This window comes from Dyella sp. 01N448, from assembly GCF_056399225.1.
Map to the genome: position 1 here is coordinate 94,665 of NZ_JBFTQX010000004.1, position 18,502 is coordinate 113,166.

Annotated in this window: 15 protein-coding genes; 9 read left to right on the forward strand and 6 right to left on the reverse strand. The window is 64.1% G+C overall.

Annotated features, from left to right (window positions below; genetic code table 11):
• Nucleotides 1–385 precede the first annotated feature (385 nt).
• The 5 genes from glk (at nucleotide 386) to AC1DKY_RS08885 (ending at nucleotide 9,688) form a co-directional block, all read left to right on the forward strand.
• Nucleotides 386–1,459 (forward strand): glucokinase, encoded by a 1,074-nt coding sequence (gene glk / locus AC1DKY_RS08865; RefSeq protein WP_441602770.1) that lies wholly within the window; start codon nucleotides 386–388, stop codon nucleotides 1,457–1,459.
• Between the two features lie 134 nt (nucleotides 1,460–1,593).
• Nucleotides 1,594–4,362: a TonB-dependent receptor gene (locus tag AC1DKY_RS08870; protein WP_441602771.1), complete on the forward strand. Its 2,769-nt coding sequence runs from the start codon at nucleotides 1,594–1,596 to the stop codon at nucleotides 4,360–4,362.
• A gap of 101 nt (nucleotides 4,363–4,463) precedes the next feature.
• Complete coding sequence (locus AC1DKY_RS08875; protein WP_441602772.1) at nucleotides 4,464–6,296, forward strand: glycoside hydrolase family 9 protein; 1,833 nt, start codon at nucleotides 4,464–4,466, stop codon at nucleotides 6,294–6,296.
• 21 nt (nucleotides 6,297–6,317) lie between these two features.
• A complete protein-coding gene (locus AC1DKY_RS08880) occupies nucleotides 6,318–8,618 on the forward strand; it encodes a family 20 glycosylhydrolase (protein ID WP_441602773.1) in 2,301 nt (766 codons plus the stop codon).
• Nucleotides 8,615–9,688: an acyltransferase family protein gene (locus AC1DKY_RS08885; RefSeq protein WP_441602774.1), complete on the forward strand. Its 1,074-nt coding sequence runs from the start codon at nucleotides 8,615–8,617 to the stop codon at nucleotides 9,686–9,688. Before AC1DKY_RS08880 ends, AC1DKY_RS08885 begins: the two co-directional genes overlap by 4 nt.
• Before the next feature lie 111 nt (nucleotides 9,689–9,799).
• Here the strand turns inward: AC1DKY_RS08885 and AC1DKY_RS08890 are convergent, their stop codons facing one another.
• The gene (locus tag AC1DKY_RS08890) at nucleotides 9,800–11,188 is read right to left on the reverse strand and encodes a sensor domain-containing protein (protein WP_441602775.1); all 1,389 of its coding nucleotides are present in this window, start codon (nucleotides 11,186–11,188) and stop codon (nucleotides 9,800–9,802) included.
• Nucleotides 11,189–11,310: 122 nt separating this feature from the next.
• Complete coding sequence (locus tag AC1DKY_RS08895; protein ID WP_441602776.1) at nucleotides 11,311–11,820, reverse strand: Lrp/AsnC family transcriptional regulator; 510 nt, start codon at nucleotides 11,818–11,820, stop codon at nucleotides 11,311–11,313.
• A gap of 107 nt (nucleotides 11,821–11,927) precedes the next feature.
• Between AC1DKY_RS08895 and AC1DKY_RS08900 the strand changes: the two genes are divergently transcribed.
• From AC1DKY_RS08900 to AC1DKY_RS08910, 3 genes are read left to right on the forward strand one after another with little or no spacing between them, the layout of a single operon-like run.
• Nucleotides 11,928–12,848 (forward strand): DMT family transporter, encoded by a 921-nt coding sequence (locus AC1DKY_RS08900; RefSeq protein WP_441602777.1) that lies wholly within the window; start codon nucleotides 11,928–11,930, stop codon nucleotides 12,846–12,848.
• Between the two features lies 1 nt (nucleotide 12,849).
• Nucleotides 12,850–13,146 (forward strand): cupin domain-containing protein, encoded by a 297-nt coding sequence (locus AC1DKY_RS08905; RefSeq protein WP_441602778.1) that lies wholly within the window; start codon nucleotides 12,850–12,852, stop codon nucleotides 13,144–13,146.
• A 20-nt stretch (nucleotides 13,147–13,166) separates the two neighbouring features.
• Nucleotides 13,167–13,850, forward strand: a complete 684-nt coding sequence (locus AC1DKY_RS08910) for a glutathione S-transferase family protein (protein ID WP_441602779.1) — start codon at nucleotides 13,167–13,169, stop codon at nucleotides 13,848–13,850.
• Here AC1DKY_RS08910 and AC1DKY_RS08915 read toward each other — a convergent pair whose 3' ends face one another.
• From AC1DKY_RS08915 to AC1DKY_RS08930, 4 genes are all read right to left on the reverse strand, one after another.
• Nucleotides 13,851–14,510 (reverse strand): Pr6Pr family membrane protein, encoded by a 660-nt coding sequence (locus AC1DKY_RS08915; protein ID WP_441602780.1) that lies wholly within the window; start codon nucleotides 14,508–14,510, stop codon nucleotides 13,851–13,853.
• Nucleotides 14,511–14,545: 35 nt separating this feature from the next.
• A complete protein-coding gene (locus tag AC1DKY_RS08920) occupies nucleotides 14,546–15,070 on the reverse strand; it encodes a hypothetical protein (protein WP_441602781.1) in 525 nt (174 codons plus the stop codon).
• Nucleotides 15,070–15,825, reverse strand: a complete 756-nt coding sequence (gene ubiE, locus AC1DKY_RS08925; protein WP_441602782.1) for a bifunctional demethylmenaquinone methyltransferase/2-methoxy-6-polyprenyl-1,4-benzoquinol methylase UbiE — start codon at nucleotides 15,823–15,825, stop codon at nucleotides 15,070–15,072. The genes AC1DKY_RS08920 and ubiE overlap by 1 nt, the downstream gene beginning before the upstream one ends.
• A gap of 494 nt (nucleotides 15,826–16,319) precedes the next feature.
• Nucleotides 16,320–16,841 (reverse strand): c-type cytochrome, encoded by a 522-nt coding sequence (locus AC1DKY_RS08930; RefSeq protein WP_441602783.1) that lies wholly within the window; start codon nucleotides 16,839–16,841, stop codon nucleotides 16,320–16,322.
• A gap of 355 nt (nucleotides 16,842–17,196) precedes the next feature.
• Between AC1DKY_RS08930 and AC1DKY_RS08935 the strand changes: the two genes are divergently transcribed.
• On the forward strand, nucleotides 17,197–18,471 hold the full coding sequence (locus tag AC1DKY_RS08935; protein ID WP_441602784.1) for an efflux RND transporter periplasmic adaptor subunit: 1,275 nt from the start codon (nucleotides 17,197–17,199) through the stop codon (nucleotides 18,469–18,471).
• Nucleotides 18,472–18,502 lie beyond the last annotated feature (31 nt).

Consider the following 18,502-nt stretch of genomic DNA (forward strand, 5'->3'; position numbering starts at 1 on the left):
CGCAGGTTCACATCACTGGCGGATTGAGGAGACGTGAAGTTACGTCGCGAGCTCCTGCGACTCGCGGACTTCGCAACGTTGTCAAATGAGCCCGCTTTCATCTGTCGCGACAGGGGAATAGAGGCCGAAAATCCCCCCGTGTCAGAGGGCAAATGGCTGGCCTGAGTCAAGCGCCATGGGGGTCGCCATGGCGCGCTGCGAGATCGTTTCCTGGCGATGCTGAAATGGATTAAAAATACATATTAAACAAGCGATTGATGACGATCATGGGACCTGTGGCAGCCTGCCAGTAGAACCAAGATGCTGCCCTGCCGCATAGGCCATTTTCGTATGTGCCGGATGGATTGTTGACAACGTTGTCAACCATTACCCAGACTCCGGCCAAATGAGGGAGAGTTCACAGGAACGTGACATCAGGATGACGAGGGGATCGCAAGTGGTCGAAGGGGTCAGCCACAACGCACGTGAGTTCTTGGCGCAAGAAGCCATGTTTCTCGCTGCGGACGTCGGAGGAACGCACGCTCGCATCGGACTGGTGAGCCGCGAGCCGGACGGCACGCGTCCGGTGACCGTGCTGCAGTACCACCGCTATGCCTGCGCCGACTGGCCCAGCCTCACCGCCGTGCTGCAGGACTTCGTCGGCCAGCTCGATCACAACGTGCACGTGAACCGCTGTGCCGTGGCCAGTGCGGGGTATGTGCTGGGCGACGCCATCGTCAACGACAACCTGCCGTGGCCGGTCTCCATCCGCGATATCCGCGACAGCCTCGGTATCGAGCAGCTCGCTGTCGTCAACGATTTCGAAGCCGTGGCCTATGCCACGCAGTTCCTGCATCAGGCCGATACCACGCCGGTGATCGCCACCGACGCCGCGCCGGCCGAAGGCCCGGTGCTGGTGATGGGTCCGGGCACGGGTTTGGGCTCGGCGGTGCTATTGCCCGGCAAGCCGCACGCGACCGTGCTCGCCACCGAAGCAGGCCAGATTGCGCTGGCGCCGGGCAACGAACGCGAGATCGAGATTCTTCGCTACCTGGCCCGTGATCGCGAGTACGTGTCGTTCGAACACGCACTGTCTGGCCCTGGTTTGCTCAATCTGTATCGCGCGCTGTGCGCACTGCGCGGCCAGGCCCCGCTGCTGAGCTTGCCCAGCCAGGTGACGCAGTCGGCACTGGAGCGCAGCGACGAGGCAGCGGTCGAAGCCCTGGACGTGTTCTGCGGTTTGCTCGGCAGCTTCGTGGGCGATCTATGCCTGCTGTATGGCGCACGCGGGGGCGTGTTCCTGGCCGGCGGGATTCTTCCGCAGATCCGCGAAGTGTTGCTCGCCAGCAGCTTCCGCCAGCGCTTTTTCAACAAGGGCGTCATGCGCGCCTTCCTGCAACAGGTTCCCGTACGACTGATGGAGCACGGCCAGCACGGTGTGATCGGTGCGGCCGGCTTGTACCTGGACGGACGCACGTAAAGACCGCGGGAAAACGAAGTACCGACTCAGCACTACACCGTTGCACTGAACCGGGCACACGCCCAGACAGCCACGCCGCAGCCGGACGACCCACAACATCCGCTGCAGAAAACGCCTTCGAGGGGAGGATCACCATGTCACACCGCAAGACTCTGCTAGCCGCCAGCATCATCGCCGGACTCTGTCTGTCCGGTTCGCTTTATGCCGCCGACAACACGCCTGCGCCGCAGTCCGGCCCGGCCGCGTCGGGCCAGGACAACGCACAGACTGCCGCTGAAAAGGCCAAGGCCAAAGAGCTTGGCACGGTCACCGTGGTCGGTATCCGCGATTCGGAAGCCGAATCGCTGAACCTCAAGAAGGCCGCTGACTCGCATATCGAAGTGATCACCGCCGAAGACATCGGCAAGCTGCCGGCCAAGAACGTGGCCGACACGCTGCAGCGCCTGCCCGGCATCAACATCAGCTCGTCCAGCGCCAGCGAAGGCGGCTTTGACGAAAACGATCGCGTGAGCCTGCGCGGCACCAACCCGAGCATGACCCAGACGCTCGTCAACGGTCACACCGTGGGCACCGGCGACTGGTTCGTGCTGAGCCAGGTGCAGACCGTGGGCCGCAGCGTGAGCTACACCCTGCTGCCGGCGGAAATCGTCAGCGAAGTCACCGTGCACAAGACTTCCGAAGCCAAGCTGCAGGAAGGCGGCAGCGCCGGCACCGTCGACATCACCACGCGCAAGCCGCTGCAGTTCGCCCAGCCGTTCACCGCGCAGGCTGCCGTGGGTGGCGTGTACTCCGATCTGCCTGGCGACACCAAGCCGCAGTTCGACGGCCTGGTCAACTGGAAGAACAACGACAACACCTTCGGCGTGATGGCGCAGGGCTTCTATGAGAAGCGCAGCCTGCAGCGCGACGGCCAGGAAATCGTCGGTGGCTATAACAAGATCGCGGCCACCGATGCGATCGCCGTGGCCCATCCGGACCTGGCGAACAAGTACTACCCGAACCTGATCGGCCAGACGCTCTTCACGCAGACGCGTACCCGCAAGGGCGGCACGATCGACATCGAGTGGAAGCCGCTCGACAACCTCACGCTGAACCTGGACACCTTCTATTCCAAGCTGGAAGCGGACAACTTCAACCGCAACTACATGCTGTGGAACAGCCAGTACGTGCCCAGCGGCGTAGGCCTGCAGAGCTATGCCGTCAAGGGCAACGTGCTGACCAATGCCGTGTTCGCTCCGCAGCCGGGTAGCACCACGCCGTACGGCGTGTACGACCAGATCTCGCGTCCGGGCGCTTCGTCCTCGTCTGCGTTCACCACGCTCGATGCCGAATGGCGCGCCACCGACCACCTGACGTTCACCGGCCAGGTCGGCACCACCCAGGGCAAGGGCAACAGCGACGAGCAGAACGTCAGCGAGCTGGGCTTCGGCGCCGGCGCCGGCGCGAGCTGGGGCATGCGTGGCACCGGCAATCCGACCAACTGGTCGATCGGCGGCGACAACACCACGCCGTCGGGCATCATTCCGTCGGCTGGCTGGATCTTCGGCGACCAGAACATCCACGTGAAGGACAAGGAAAACTTCTTCCAGGCCGACGGCGAATACGCCTTCGACAGCTCGCCGATCGCGCTGACCACGCTCGACTTCGGCGTGCGCTATTCCGATCACACCCGCGACAACAAGACCGACATCGGTCAGGGTCCGACCGGCGACTGGCAGAATCCGGCCAACTACCCGACCAGCTGGAAGAACTATCCGGGCAGCTTCAACAGCGATCTGGGCGTGAATGGCCCCGGTCCGGCCTGGTACTACAGCCCGGGTGACCTGGCCGCGTTCAATGCGAAGTTTGCCAACCGCGATCCGGTGACGCGCTTCAACTGGCAGAACATCTACAAGGTCAACGAGAAGGACACGGCTGCCTACTTGCAGGCGAACTTCTCCGGCGAGCGCTGGAGCGCCAACGCGGGCTTCCGTTACGTCTATACCAAGGAAGACATCAACTACAACTCCAGCGCGGTGTCGATCTACACCACGAACGGCCCGATCACCGGTTCCGCGTTCGGCGACTACTACACCAACACCTACAAGCACAGCTACGACAAGCTGCTGCCGAGCTTCAACTTCAAGTTCAACCTGACCGACGACCTGCTGGCACGCTTCGCCGCCTCGCAGACCATGACCCGTCCGGACTACTCGGCACTGGCCGGTTCGTACTCGTTGGATGACCTCACGCACACCGGCACCGGCGGCAATCCGCAGCTGAAGCCGCTGATCTCGACCAACTTCGATGCAGCGCTGGAGTGGTACTTCGCTCCGCGTGGCCTGGTGTCGGCCGGCGTGTATGACATGCAGCTGAGCGACTACATCAACTTCGGTAACCAGAACATCCAGTTCAAGGACCAGCAGGCCAGCAACACGGCCGGCCGCGATGTGTTCGCGACGTACCAGGTCAGCGTGCCGACCAACGTCGATGGTCACGTCAAGGGCGTGGAGTTGAACTACATCCAGCCGATCGGCGACAACTTCGGCGTGCAGACCAACTACACCTACGCCAGCGGTTCGGCGGAAAACGGCGTGCCGCTCCAGGGCACCTCGAAGAACACGTTCAACGTCTCCGGTTACTTCGAAAACCAGATGTTCAACGCCCGCATCAGCTACACCTACCGTTCGTCGTTCTACGCCGGCGTGAGCCGTACCGATACGTTCTACCAGGATGGCATTGGCAACCTGGCGGCCTCGTTCGGCTACAACATCAACTCGTGGATGTCGCTCACCCTGGACGCCATGAACCTCAACAACCCCAAGCTGAAGTACTACACGCTCAGCCCGAACTACGGCAAGCAGCCCTACGCGTTCTACGTGAACGGCCGCCAGTACTACGTGAACCTTCGCTTCAAGATCTGATTTAAGGCTTCCTCCCCGCCAACGGGCCCGGCACACTTGCCGGGCCCGATTTTTCTTCGGGGTCTCGAATGCCGTTCCAAGAACCTGCGGGAGCCGATGGCATGAAGCAACGTCTTGCGATGATCTTCGCGGTGCTGGTCGCGCAGGGTGCGCTGGCATCGGAAGGGAAGGTACTGGTCGACCAGGTCGGTTACGACACCGGCGCGGTCAAGCAGGCCATCGTGATGGATGCGTCCGGCCCATCGCCGCAGACGTTTCGCGTTGTGGACGCCAACTCAGGCAAGGTGGCCATGGAAGGCAAGCTTTCCGCGCCCACGGGTGTGGCTCGCTGGAACGGCAGCTACGCCATCGCCGATTTCAGCAGCATGCGTACACCGGGGCACTACTACGTGGACGTCGCACAGGACAGCAGCGACACACGCTCCTCGACCTTCGCCATCCAGGACAACGTGCTCGAGCGCAACACGCTCTCCAACGTGGTCTATTACTTCAAGGGCCAACGCTCCAGCGGCTTGCTGGACAAGGCCGACACCCATCTTCCGCATCCCGACGGTACGCCGGGCACGCTCGATATCCATGGTGGCTGGTACGACGCGACGGGCGACTACGGCATCCACCTGTCGCACCAGAACCCGACCAGTTACTTCAACACTCAGCAGTTGCCGCTAGCCGCCTGGAGCCTGTTGCGCACCTGGCAGCAGCTGGAAGCGCGCAACGACAAGAATTTCCGTGAGTACATCCGTCGCCTGCTCGACGAGGGCTTGTTCGGTGCCGACTTCCTGGTGCGCGACAAGCGTCCCGACGGTTCGTTCTATCAGTCCATCGACGGTCCCGGTCCCGGCAAGCTGCCGCAGGATCGCCGCATCGGCGATCCGAACTGGCGTACGCAGATCAAGCTCAAGCCAGGCGATCACACCGAGCGCGTCGATCAGCCGGCTCATGGTCCGCATGCGTATGAGGCCAGTTTCCGCGCTGGCGGCGGCATGGCGATTGCCACGCTCGCACTGGCGGCACGTACCGGCGTCGATGGCGACTTCACTGCGAAGGATTACCTCAAGGCCGCCGAGGACGCCTATCGCTTTCTCGACGCCCACAATCGCGAGCTGACCAACGACGGCAAGGACAACATCACCGACGATTACTGCGCCTTGCTCGCTGCGGTGGAGCTGTATCGCACCACGCACGACGAGACCTGGCGCAAAGCCGCGGATGCGCGAGCGGATCGCCTGCTTGCGCGCCTGATCACGCACGACGGCCATCGCGACTACTGGCGCGCCGACGATGGCACGCGTCCGTTCTTCCATCCCTCGGACGCCGGCCTGCCGGTCGTCGCGCTGGTTGAGTACGCCGGTATCGCCGATACGAAGCGCCAGGCCAAGGTGCGCGACATCGTGAAGCGCTCGCTCGAAGCCGAGCTGACCGTCACGAGCGAGGTCAGCAATCCGTTCGGCTATGCGCGCCAGCTGGTGCGCGGCGGCGATGGCCGCGTGCGCACGGCGTTCTTCTTCCCACACGACACCGAGGCCGCGCCGTGGTGGCAGGGAGAGAATGCGCGCATCGCCTCGCTGGCGGCGGCGGCGCGCGTGGCTGCGCCGCTGTACGCCAGTGCAGGCGACGAAGCTTTCCGAAAGAAGTTGCAAACCTACGCCTGGAACCAGCTGCACTGGATACTCGGCCGCAATCCGTACGACAGCAGCATGCTGATGGGCAGCGGCCACAACAACGCGCCGTACATGTTCTTCGACTCGTACGCGTACACCAATGCGCCGGGCGCGATCATCAACGGCATCACCTCGGGCTTGAACGACGATGAGGGCATCGCCTTCGACCTCGGTTACGCCCAGACCGGCAAGGACGAAGACTGGCGCTGGACCGAACAGTGGATTCCGCACGATGCGTGGTATCTGTTCGCCATCAGCCTTCCCCATGATTGACGTCACATGACGAGACGAACCATGAAGAAAACATCCTGCGTACTGGCCCTCGCCCTTTGTGGTCTCTCCGCCTTCGCCCACGGCGCCACACCGGTGAACCTGATCCCGATGCCGGCGCAGCTGAGCGTGAGTGGTCAAGGATTCACCGTGACGCCGCAGACGGCCATCGTGGTCGACAGCGGCGATGCGGATGCGCGCCGCACGGCCGAGTATCTTGCCTCGCTCACGGCTCACACGCGCCATCTGCAACTCGCCGTGAAAGCGGGTGCACCCGGCGAGGGTGCCATCGTGCTCAAGCGCGATCCGCAGGCGCCGGTCGCCAACGCCGAAGGCTATACGCTGGATGTGACGCCCCAAGGCATCCGCATCACGGCGCGCGACGAAGCCGGCCTGTTCTACGGCGCCATCACCGCATGGCAGCTGATGACGCCATCGCCGGGTACCGGCGATGTGCGCGTGGAACCCGCGCATATCCGCGACGAACCACGCTTCGCGTGGCGCGGCATGATGCTGGACTCCGCGCGCCATTTCTGGACACCGGCCGAAGTGCGCACCGTCATCGATCAGATGGCGCAGCACAAACTCAACACGCTACATTGGCATCTCACGGATGACCAGGGTTGGCGCATCGAGATCAAGCGCTACCCCGAACTCACCCGCATAGGCGCCTGGCGCACGCCGCCCACGCTCGGCAAGCAGGCACCGCCGGCTCCTTACGGCGGCTTCTACACGCAGGACGACATCAAGGCCATCGTGGCCTATGCCGCCGAGCGGCATATCACCGTCGTGCCGGAACTCGATATGCCTGGTCACGCGCAGGCCGCGGTCGCTTCGTATCCGGAGCTTGGCGTCACCGGCACGCGACCGCCGGTGTCGGTGGACTGGGGTGTGAATCCTTACCTCTACAACGTCGACGATCACACGCTGCAGTTCCTGCAGAACGTGCTCGACGAAGTGATGGCCTTGTTCCCGTCCACCTATATCCATGTGGGCGGCGATGAAGCGGTCAAGGATCAATGGAAGGCGTCTGCCACCGTGCAGGCGCGCATGAAGACGCTGGGCATCAAGACCGAAGACGCGATGCAGAGCTGGTTCATCGATCAGATGGGCAAGTACCTCGCGGCCCACAATCGTCGCCTGATCGGCTGGGATGAAATCCTCGAAGGCGGCGTGCCGGCGAGTGCCACGGTGATGTCGTGGCGTGGCACGCAGGGCGCCATCGATGCGGCCAAGCTTGGCCACGATGTGGTGCTGTCGCCGGCGCCGCAGCTGTATCTCGACCAGATGCAGAGCGATCTGCCGGACGAGACCACCGGCCGCCTGCCGTCGATGTCGCTGCAGAGCTATTACGACTTCGAGGCAGTGCCCAAGGCGCTGAGCGCGGCGCAGGCGAAACACGTGCTAGGCATGCAGGCCAATCTGTGGACCGAGCATATGCCGACCATGCGGCATGTTCAGCACAACGTGTTCCCGCGCATCGCCGCCTTGTCCGAAGCGGCGTGGACGCCGGCGAAGGAACACGACTGGCACGGTTTCCTCGAGCGCATGCCGTCCCAGTTGGCGCGCTATCGCATGCAGGACATCGCATACGCCGACAGCGCATTCGCGGCGTCGATCGACACGGATCGCAATGCCGCCATCAGCAGCGGCCAGGCCAGCGTGAAGTTATCGAACCAGGCCAAGGTCGGCAGCCTGCACTACACCACCGATGGCCGCGAGCCGGATGCGTCCTCGCCGCTGTATGTGCGTCCCTTCGCGGTGAAGCTGCCCACCACGATCAAGGCCGTGGCACTGGCCGCTGACGGCACGCCGCTGGCTGCCGCGCGTACGCGTGTGCTCGATCTGCCATCGCTGCGCACGCGCACCACGGGTGAGCTGGAGAACTGTCCGGGCAGCGATTTCCGCCTGCGCGTACAGCCCACGCCGGATGCCACCAGCATGGCGCCGACGTATCTGATCAACGTGTTCGACAACTGCCGCATGTATCGCGCGGCCAGGCTCGACGGTATCGCCGCCATCCGCGTGGACACCGCGAGCCTGCCGCGCAACTACGCGCTGGCGCACGAGGCCAAGCTGGTCAAGGCATATCCGTCGGCCACGCCGCAGGGCGAGCTGGTGGTGCATATGGACAGCTGCAAGGGCAAGCAGCTTGCCTCGCTCCCGTTGCCTACCGATCAGCCGGCCACGTTCACCCTGAAGGGCGCCTTGGCGAAACAGGCCGGCACGCATGACTTGTGTCTGGTGTTCACCTCGCCGATCACGGGGCCGATCTACGGTGTGGGCGCGGTGACGCTGGTGCCGGCAGATAAACCAGCACCATGAGTGATGCGCTTCGCCGCCTGCCTTCAGTTGATGCGTTGCGCGGATGTACGGTCGCACTGATGTTGCTGGTCAATGATCCCGGCGATTGGGATCACGTGTACGGGCCGCTGGAACACGCCCAGTGGCATGGTTGCACGCCGACCGACCTGGTGTTTCCGTTCTTCCTGTTCGTGGTGGGCGTCTCCATTGCGCTCGCCATCGGTCCGCGGGTGGAGCAGGGCGCCGACCAAGGGCTGCTGATGCGCGCAGCGCTGAAGCGCGGCCTGCGCATCCTGTTGCTCGGCGTGGCCATCAACCTGTTGGCATGGGCGATCATGCCGCAGGCGCACCTGCGCTTCCCTGGCGTCTTGCAACGCATCGGCGTGTGCTTCGCGGGGGCGGCTGCGTTCGCCATCTACGTCAAGCCGCGTCTGCAATGGATCACCATCGCCGCGCTGCTGCTGGGCTATTGGGTATTGCTGCTGGCGGGAGGTTCGCTGGAGCCGTTCGCCAATATCGTCAGCCGCATCGACTTCGCCATCTTCGGCCACACCGTCTATCAGATCGATCCGGTCAGCGGTCGCGGCCATGACCCGGAAGGACTGTTGGGCTGCCTGCCTTCGCTTGCCACCAGTCTGCTCGGCCTGCGTGCCGGACACTGGTTGCGCGACAAAAACATCAAGGCGCTGGCGCTGTCCGGTATCGCGTACTTGCTGCTGGGCTTCGCATGGTCGCTGCTGTTTCCGCTCAACAAGAATCTGTGGACTTCGTCGTTCGTGCTGTGGACCGCAGGTTGGGCCACGCTCGCGCTGGTGCTGTTCCATGTGCTGATTGACCAGCGCGGTTGGCCGGCCATCGGGCGACGCTTTGGCGTGAATGCCGTGACGGCCTACGGCGGTTCCGAGCTGATGCAGATCCTGCTGCTCGGCCTGGGCATTCTCGATCCCCTCTATCGTCGCGTGTTCGCCAGCTGGATCACGCCGATTGCCGGACCGTACGTGGCGTCGGTGACCTTTGCCATCGCGTTCGTGGCGCTGTGGTGGCTGATCGTCTATGCCATGGATCGGAAGAAGATCTACCTCAAGCTTTGAATACTGTGGGAGCGCACCTTGTGCGCGACAGGCGCCTCGTCGTTCCCGCTCCGTCAGGTTGTCGCGCACAGGGTGCGCTCCCACAAAAAACTCGCGGGTTACCGCGACGTCTCAGCGCGGTGAGCCGGCGCCGGCGCGCTCGCCGTCTTCGGGCAGGTCGTTTGGCAGCGCCACGCGCACGCGGTTGCCGCCCTCCTTCTTCACCTGATACATCGCCGCGTCGGCCGCGCGGGTGAGGTCGCGCGAGGTGTGCCCATGCCGCGGATAAGTCGCCACACCCACGCTGGTCGATGCGTGCAGCGTGCGATCCGCCAGCTGGAATGGCTGGTTGATCGCGGCCCGCAGTTTCTCCGCCACCTGGATGCTGTCGGCCACCGATTGCAGTCGGCACAGCAGCACCACGAATTCGTCGCCACCCATGCGACCCACCACATCGCCTTCGCGCAGATGGCCACGGATGCGCTGCGCCACTTCGCACAGCAGCAGGTCGCCGGTGTGGTGGCCGTAGCGGTCGTTCACCTGCTTGAACTTGTCCAGGTCGATATAGAGCAGGGCGAGATTGCCGCCGAAGCGCGACACGTTCTCCAGCGCCGCCTCGAATTGCTGGTGGAAGAGGTCGCGATTGGCCAGGTCGGTCAGCGGATCGTGTCGCGCGATGTGATGCAGCCGCTGCTCTGCCTGCTTGCGTTCGATTGCCGCCGCGACCTGGGTGGAAACGAATTGCAGCAGCTCCTTGTCGGTTTCCGTATAGCGCGTCGCGTCCGAATAACTCTGCACAACAAGTGCACCCACTGCGGCGCCCTGCGAGCACAGCGGCACGCCCAGCCAGTGCAAGGCGTCAGTGCCGATCACCGGCAGCGATGGGTCGGTCGGCGTGCCAGGCGTGACCAGCAAGGCCTGTCCGGTACGGATCAGTTGCGCGGTCAACGTGCCCGAATCGATGCTTTGGGCGGGCGGCGCCTCGTCGCGTTCGTCGACGAAATACGGAAAACTCAGTTCGGCGTGCAAGGGGTCGTACAGCGCCACGAAGAAATTGTTCGCGGGCAGCAGTGCACCGACGATGCGGTGAATCTCTTCATACAGCGCCGGCAGGTTGTCTGCGGTGTGCGCAGCTTCGGAAATCGCGTGCAGCGCGGCCGTCATCGATTCGGCGCGCTTGAGCGCGGTGATGTCGCGCGCCACCGCAATGCGCACCTGGTCGGCCTCGGACCAGCGCGCCGACCACATGATGTGCACGACCGTGCCGTCCTTGCGGATATAGCGGTTCTGGAAGTGCGACTGCGGCTGGCCGGACATGATGGCGGCGGCCACCTCGATGGTGGCCTGGCGGTCGTCCGGGTGCACCAGCTCGATCATGCGCTTGCCGAGCACTTCCTCCGGCTTGTAACCGAAGATGCGCTCGTAGGACGCACTGACGAAGACGTAGCGCCCCTCCATGTCCACGACACAGATGGCATCCCACAGGAGATCCATGATCTTGTTGAGGAAGTCGGGTTCCATGGGACGCGTTCGGCAGGCTAGGGCTGGCTCGGAGCTGGCGGTATGCCACTCTCAGGCAAGATGCGTGCCGCTACGGTGATCATGGCGCCAACGTCCTCCTCCCAGCGCGCCGGTGCCGGACGCTAGTCGTCCAGCAGCGCCCGGCCAGCATTCCACATCGTGCGGGTCAGTGGTCGGTTCTCGTGCGGGGTCTGCAGCACGACGAGCGTGGTGGTGCTGATGCTGGCGTGGATCTTCAGCAGCCGGTCCAGCACGGTTTCCAGGTGCTGGATGGACATGGCCACCACACGCAGCAGGGCCGAGTCCTCGCCCGCCAGGCGGCGGCAATCGAGCACTTCGGGGATGTCCGCCACCAGCACGCCCACCCGGGCGCAGATGCCGCCATCGCAGCGCAGACGGATCATGGCGTCGATCTCATAACCGAGCTTGCGGGGATTGAGCACGGCGCGGTAACCGGAAATCACGCCGGCTTCCTCCAGCCGCTTCACCCGCTCGGCCACGGCCGGTGGTGAGAGTTTCACCTTGCGTCCGAGCTCGGCGTAACCCAGGCGGGCGTCCTGCTGGAGGGCCTCCAGCAGCAACCAATCCGTGGCGTCCCAGATCGGTTTCGATTCAAAGGTGACTGCGTTCATAGACATTTCGTTCGTTGGCGAAACATCACCATCCTACGCTGATTCATCATTCAAGCGCAGCACGGCAAAACTTACGATGCGCAGTATTCCCCACCCGGATCAAGTCCATGCAAACCCCGGAACGCCTCGATGGGCGCGCGCTGGTTTTTATCGGCATCGCGCTGCTTACCTGGTCGTCGGCCTATGCCGCGATCGCCTATGCGCTGGCTTCGTTCACCCCGGGCGAGGTGGCGCTGGCGCGCCTGGCCATCGGTGCGCTGTGTTTCGCCGCCCTGCTGGTGGTGAAAAAAGTGCCGATGCCTGACAGGCGCGACTGGCCGCAACTGACGCTGCTCGGCGTGATCGGCCTCACCGTGTACCACTTGTGCCTCAATACGGCCGAAACCCGCGTGGCCAGCGGCACCGCCGCCATCTTGATCTCACTTGTGCCCGCGACAACGGCGGCCTTGTCGGCGATCTGGCTGCGCGAACGCCTGTCGCCACGCACGCTGACCGGACTGGGCATCGCGCTGGTGGGCGTGGTGGTGGTCGTGCTGACCAGCGGCAAGGACGTGAAGATCGAACCCATGGCGGCCCTGGTGCTGGTCAGCGTGGTGGCGTGCTCGATCTTCTTCGTGTGGCAAAAGCCGCTATTCGCGCGCAACACCATGCTTGGCGTCACGGGTTTCACCTTCTTCGTCGGTGCTCTCGCCTCGCTGCCGTTTGGCCTGCATCTGCCGCAGGCACTGATGCATGCCCCGGCATCGCATATCGGTGCGCTGTTGTGGCTGGGCATTGCGCCCACCTTCATCGGCTATATCGCGTGGAACGCCGCCCTGCAGCGCGCGCCTGCCTCGCAGGTGAGCAGCTTCATCTATTTCTCGCCGCCGATCGCTGTGTTGATCGGTTGGGTCTGGCTGGGCGAGCGCCCGACGCTGCTGACCCTGGTGGGCGGCGTGATCACGGTGGGTGGCGTGGTGCTCGCCAATGCCCGCCGCCGCGCGCCGGTAAGCGCGCCGGTGGTGGCCGCGCCGGCCAAGCAGCACTGAGGTGGCGCCGCTCCGCTTGGCCGATGTCGCCGCCCAGCTGCCCCAGGCCTGGTCCTCAAGCGTGCTCGCCAGCTTCGGCAACGCGCGCCTGAAGCTGCTGCGCATGGACGAGCGGTCTTACCCGGAAGAAAGCCACGACTACGACGAAGCCCTGCTGGTGCTCGACGGCGTGATGGTGCTGCGCATCCACGGCGAGGTGCTGCGGGTGGAAGCGGGCGAACTGTATGTGGTTCCGGCGGGCATGCCGCACAGTGTGGAGGGCGGCAGTCGCGGTACGCTGCTGATCATCGACACCTGATCAGCGCTGCCGGAGCCGCCGTGACCACGCTCTATATCGCCAACAAGAATTACTCGTCGTGGTCGCTGCGTCCCTGGGTCTTGATGACCCAGCTGGGCATCCCGTTCGAAGAACAGCTGCACGTGTTCGGCGAAGGCTCCAACTGGGATGTGTTTCGCCAGTTTTCACCGAACGGGCGCGTGCCCTGCCTGCACGACGGCGACACCGTCGTGTGGGATTCGCTGGCCATCATTGAGTATCTCGCCGAGCGTCACGCCGGCGTCTGGCCATCCCGACCCGATGCGCGCACCTGGGCTCGTTGTGCCTCGGCAGAAATGCACGCGGGCTTCAGCACGCTGCGCAATGCCTGCGGCATGAGTTGCGGCGTTCGCGTGCGGCTGCATGCGGTCGATGCTGCGCTGAAGGCGGACATCGCGCGCATCAATGAATTGTGGAACGAGGGCCTGGCGCGCTTCGGCGGTCCTTTCCTCGCAGGCGATGCTTTCACGGCTGTCGATGCGTTCTTCGCGCCGGTGGTGTTTCGCATTCAAAGCTACGACATTCCGACGGACGGCGCAGCGACCGCGTATGTCCATCGCATGCTCGCGCTGCCAGCGATGCGCCAGTGGTACACCGCCGCACTGGCCGAGCCGTGGCGCGATCACGCGCACGAGGCGGAAACGCGTCTGTACGGCGATGTGGTCGACGACTTTCGAACGGGCTGATCAGGCCACTTCGGCGGCGGCGTGCCGTTGTCGGCGCGCCTGCCATCGACCGGCGGCCACGAGCAGCAAGGCGACCACGATGAAGGCCGCCAGCACGCCGATCGCATCGATCAGCACCTGCGCATAACCCAGCGCGCGCACGTCGAGGAACGGATAGGGATACCAACCGTTCACCGCGCCACGCAGCAGCACGTAGAAGAAATACCCGGCGGGATAGCTCTGCCACACCAGCACCTGCGACCAACGCAGTCCGCCCTTGGGCACCGCCAGCCACCAGTAGCCGACATACAGCAGCGGCATGGCGTCATGCACGATCACATCCGCCCCCAGCAACCAGCCCGACGGGCTCCACAACTGACGCAGCATCAGGTTGTAGATGGCGCTGACGATCACGATGCTCATCGCCGCCGCCGTCTGCACGCCGGGCCGCGACAGGAACACGCCGAGCCGACTGCGTGGGCCGGTAGCTGCCGCGGTCAATACGCTGGTGGCCAGCAGGTTGGAGAGAATCGTGTAGAAGCCGAGAAACAGCCACACGCCTTCCAGCGCCGTACCGCCGTTGCCCTGGGTCAGGCGGATCGAGAACCACAGCTGTAGCGCCAGGCCGAACCAGCCGAGCAGGGCGGCGAACAGGGCGAGCGGGCGATAGGGCTGCAGCACGGTGTCAATCTCAGGGCGACGCAGCGGCCGTGGCACTAGGCGAAGCCGTTGGTTTTCAGCTGTGAGAACTGCTGGGTTTCCGGGTCATAAAGCACACCCCAGAAATGATTCCCGCCGTCACAGACGATGATGGGCTCGGGCTCTGCCTCTGCCTGAAAAGGAGTGCCAGTGCTTTTGCTCGCAATGTGAGCAACCTTGGCCGGTTTCTCTTTCGGTACTGCGGCGTTGACGTAAATAAAGCGATGGCCGTCGACGATCACACCAAGATATTGCCGAAAGGAAGCCGTCCGATCGCCGATGGATGGGGATATGCCCTGTTGCGTCGCGAGTGTGGCCAATTGGGGAAGCTGGGATTCCAATTCGAGCAACTGGGCAGTCGTAGGCGTCCAGGCTCCAGTGGCATGCGGGGTGTCACGCGAGCACTGCTTCATGGTCGCGTTGAGCGCAGAGACCGGAAGCAACTCGAATCGCTGCTCCTCGGTTGCCCATAGCCTGGGCATGACCAACAGCAGTGGGAGCGCGGCGGCCAGGAGCACCTTGGTGCGAGCCGCCGCAAACATCAGAACTTGTAACCGCGATGAATGGCGACGATGCCGTTGCTGAGGTTGCGCACGTCCACGCGGCCGAAGCCGGCGCGCTCCATCATGCCCTTCAGCGTCTGCTGGTCCGGATGCTTGCGGATCGATTCGGCCAGGTACTGGTAGCTGTCCGCGTCGCCGGCAAACAGCTGGCCGAGCTTGGGCAGCACCTTGAAGGAGTGGAAGTCGTAAAGCTTGCTGAAGAGCTCGCTCTGCACGCGCGAGAATTCCAGCACCAGCGCACGACCACCAGGCTTGAGCACGCGGCAGATATCCGCCAGCGCCTTGTCCTTGTCGGTGACGTTGCGCAGGCCGAAGGCCATGGTCACCGCATCGAAGCTGTTGTCCGGAAACGGCAGGGCTTCGGCGTTGAGCTGGGTCCAGCGCAGGCCCGACACCAGGCCGCGATCGGTCATGCGATCGCGACCCACGCCCAGCATGGCCGCATTGATGTCGCCCACGATGATCTCGCCGTCGGCGCCCACCACCGGCTTGAGCAGGGCGGCGATGTCGCCGGTACCGCCGGCCAGGTCGAGCACGCGATCGCCGCGGCGCACGCCGCTGATGGCGACGAAGTGGCGCTTCCACAGGCGATGGATGCCGAACGACATCAGGTCGTTCATCAGGTCATAGCTGCTCGCGACCGAAGTGAACACCTGGCCGACTAGCTTCTGCTTGTCGGCGACAGGGACGTCGCGGAAACCGAAATGGGTGGTGTTGGGGGACTGGTCGTTCATGGGGTAATGGTAGCGGATTGGGGTTGGGCTTCGTCGTGTGGGACGTCTGCTTTGCTCCCTCTCCCCGCCGGGGAGAGGGCTGGGGTGAGGGGCGGGTGCTCGCGGGAACGTGTCTATTCGTCGTCCCGGCGAAAGTCGGAAGCGCACCTGTGCGCGACCAGCCTACGGAGCGGTAGACCCCAGCGCTGCGGTCGCGCACAAGGTGCGCTCCTACAAGTGTGCGCCCGGGCCCGTGGGTGACGGCCTGCTCTTTGTGGGAGCGCACCCTGTGCGCGACGAACCTACGGAGCGATACACCGCGGCGTGGCCGTCGCGCACAGGGTGCGCTCCCACAGACAAGCGGGCAGGACGGTGGCTGAAGGGCTGAGGCCGATGCGCAGCAAGAGAATGCGGCCCTCACCACACCCAAGTGCACACCACACAAAAGAAAAACGCCGCCCAGCGGCGGCGTTTTCCCAACATCCAAATTCTTGCGACTACCGACAGCGAAGCGCTTACTTCGCCTGATCCACAATCCAATGCACCGCCGCCTTCACCTGCTCATCGGTCAGCGCCGGATTGCCGCCCTTGGCCGGCATCATGTTGCCATCCGGGCCCTTGTAGCCGTCGATGGCATGCTTGACCAGGGTGTCGATGCCCTCGGCCACGCGCGGACCCCAGTTGGCCTTGTCGCCCAGTTTGGGCGCACCGGCGACGCCGGCGGTGTGGCAGGCGTGGCAGAGGTTGTCGTAGATGGTCTTGCCGTCGGTGCTGCCGCCGTAGGCCACTTGCGAGGCGGCAGCCTTGGCGGCGGCTTCCTGCGCGGCCTGCATGGCGGCGCGGCCGGTGTCGCCGGCGTAAACCGCACCGGCCGGCGCGATGCGGGCCTGGGTTTGTGCGGTGGTCTGGGGATTTATTTCCTTCGGCTCGTGGTCGTAGATCCACCAGGCGCCGCCGATCAGCAACAGGGTCAATACACTCAGGCCCGCGATCAGCATGGAAAAGCTGCGCATGAAGCTCTGGTCGGACTTCGTCATGGAACCGCTCACGCAATGACTCCAATTCAATGGACAGATCAATGGACAGCCGAAGAGGCCGGATTAGCTATGGTTCAGGCAACAATTAGCCGAGTATAGACGAAGGCCGCGGCAAGTTTCAGTCGGGTCGGGCGGACAACGTGTCGCGCCCGAATAAGCCCTGATTTCATGCAAGTTTCGTCATTTGGACGCGATACGCTTGGAAAACCCTGCCATCGGTCATGGGGCACCCCTGTCAACTGGCATTGTCTATTTTCGTTGATCTGACCCTATCCTTTCACTCGACACATAGGTCAGGCGCGCGGAGCGCACCGGTGGGGTCGGGTGGCCTGTCTTTCATTCTGGGAGTTTTTTCATGTCGCGTTTTTGGAAGATCGCGCTGATCGTTGTGGCCGTGATCGTGGTGGGAGCCGTGGGCTTCCGTCTGCTGCATAAGCCCGCTGCCGAGGAAGGCGCACAGGGTCAGCACCGCGGTCAGCACAAGGGACAGGGACAGGCCGACGGCGATGCCTCGGACAAGGACAAGGATAAGGACGCCGCACCGGTGCCGGTGACGGTGGAGCCGGTGCTCAAGCAGGATGTGCCGGTCTACCTGACCGCGCTGGGCACGGTTCAGGCGCTCAACACCGTCACCATCAATCCGCAGATCAGCGGCCAGATGCTGAGCATCAACTTCAAGGAAGGCCAGGAAGTGAAGAAGGGCGACCTGCTGGCGCAGATCGACCCGCGTCCGTTCCAGGCCGCCTACGACCAGTCCACTGCCAAGCAGCAGCAGGACGAGGCGCAGCTTTCCACCGCGCAGAGCACGCTCAAGCGCAACGACGCGCTGGTGGCCCAGGGCTATGTGGCGCAGCTGGACATGGACACCTTCCGCAACAACGTGGCCAATCTCGCCGCGATGGTGTCGGCCGACAAGGCCGCCGTGCGCGCCGCCAAGGTCAACCTCGACTACACCCACATCGTCTCGCCGATTGACGGCGTGGCCGGCATCCGCAACGTGGATCCGGGCAATGTGGTCACCACCACCACCGCGGTGGTGACGCTCACCCAGATCCATCCGATCTATGTGATGTTCACCCTGCCGGAGCAGAACCTGGAGATGGTGCGCGCTGCCGCCGCCTCGGGCGATCCGCTGGAAGTGCTGGCGCTGGACCGCTCCGACGCGCACACCATTGCGGACGATGGCACGCTCAACGTGGTCGACAACCAGATCGACACCACCACCGGCACGTTCAAGCTGCGCTCGGTGTTCCAGAACGCCAAGAGCGAGCTGTGGCCGGGCCAGTTCGTCAATACGCGCCTGAAGGTGCGCACCGTGAAGGGCGGCCTGGTGATCCCGGCGCAGGCGGTGCAGCGCGGTCCGGATGGCGACTACGTGTACCTGGTGCAGCAGGACCAGACGGTCAAGATGAACCCGGTCAAGGTGGCCGGTGAAGTGGGCGACAGCCACGTGATGATCGGTTCGGGCCTGGCGCTCAACGATCTGGTGGTGACCGAAGGCCAGTTCCGCCTCAAGCCGGGCAGCAAGGTCAAGGCGCTCAAGCCGGGTGAAGTGCCGGCAGCGCCGACCGCGGCCGAGATGGACAAGGCCAAGAAGAACGCCAAGCAGGGCGGCCGCCGCGGCGGCTGATTTGAGAGGGGCGAGGGGTGGGTGGCGAGGG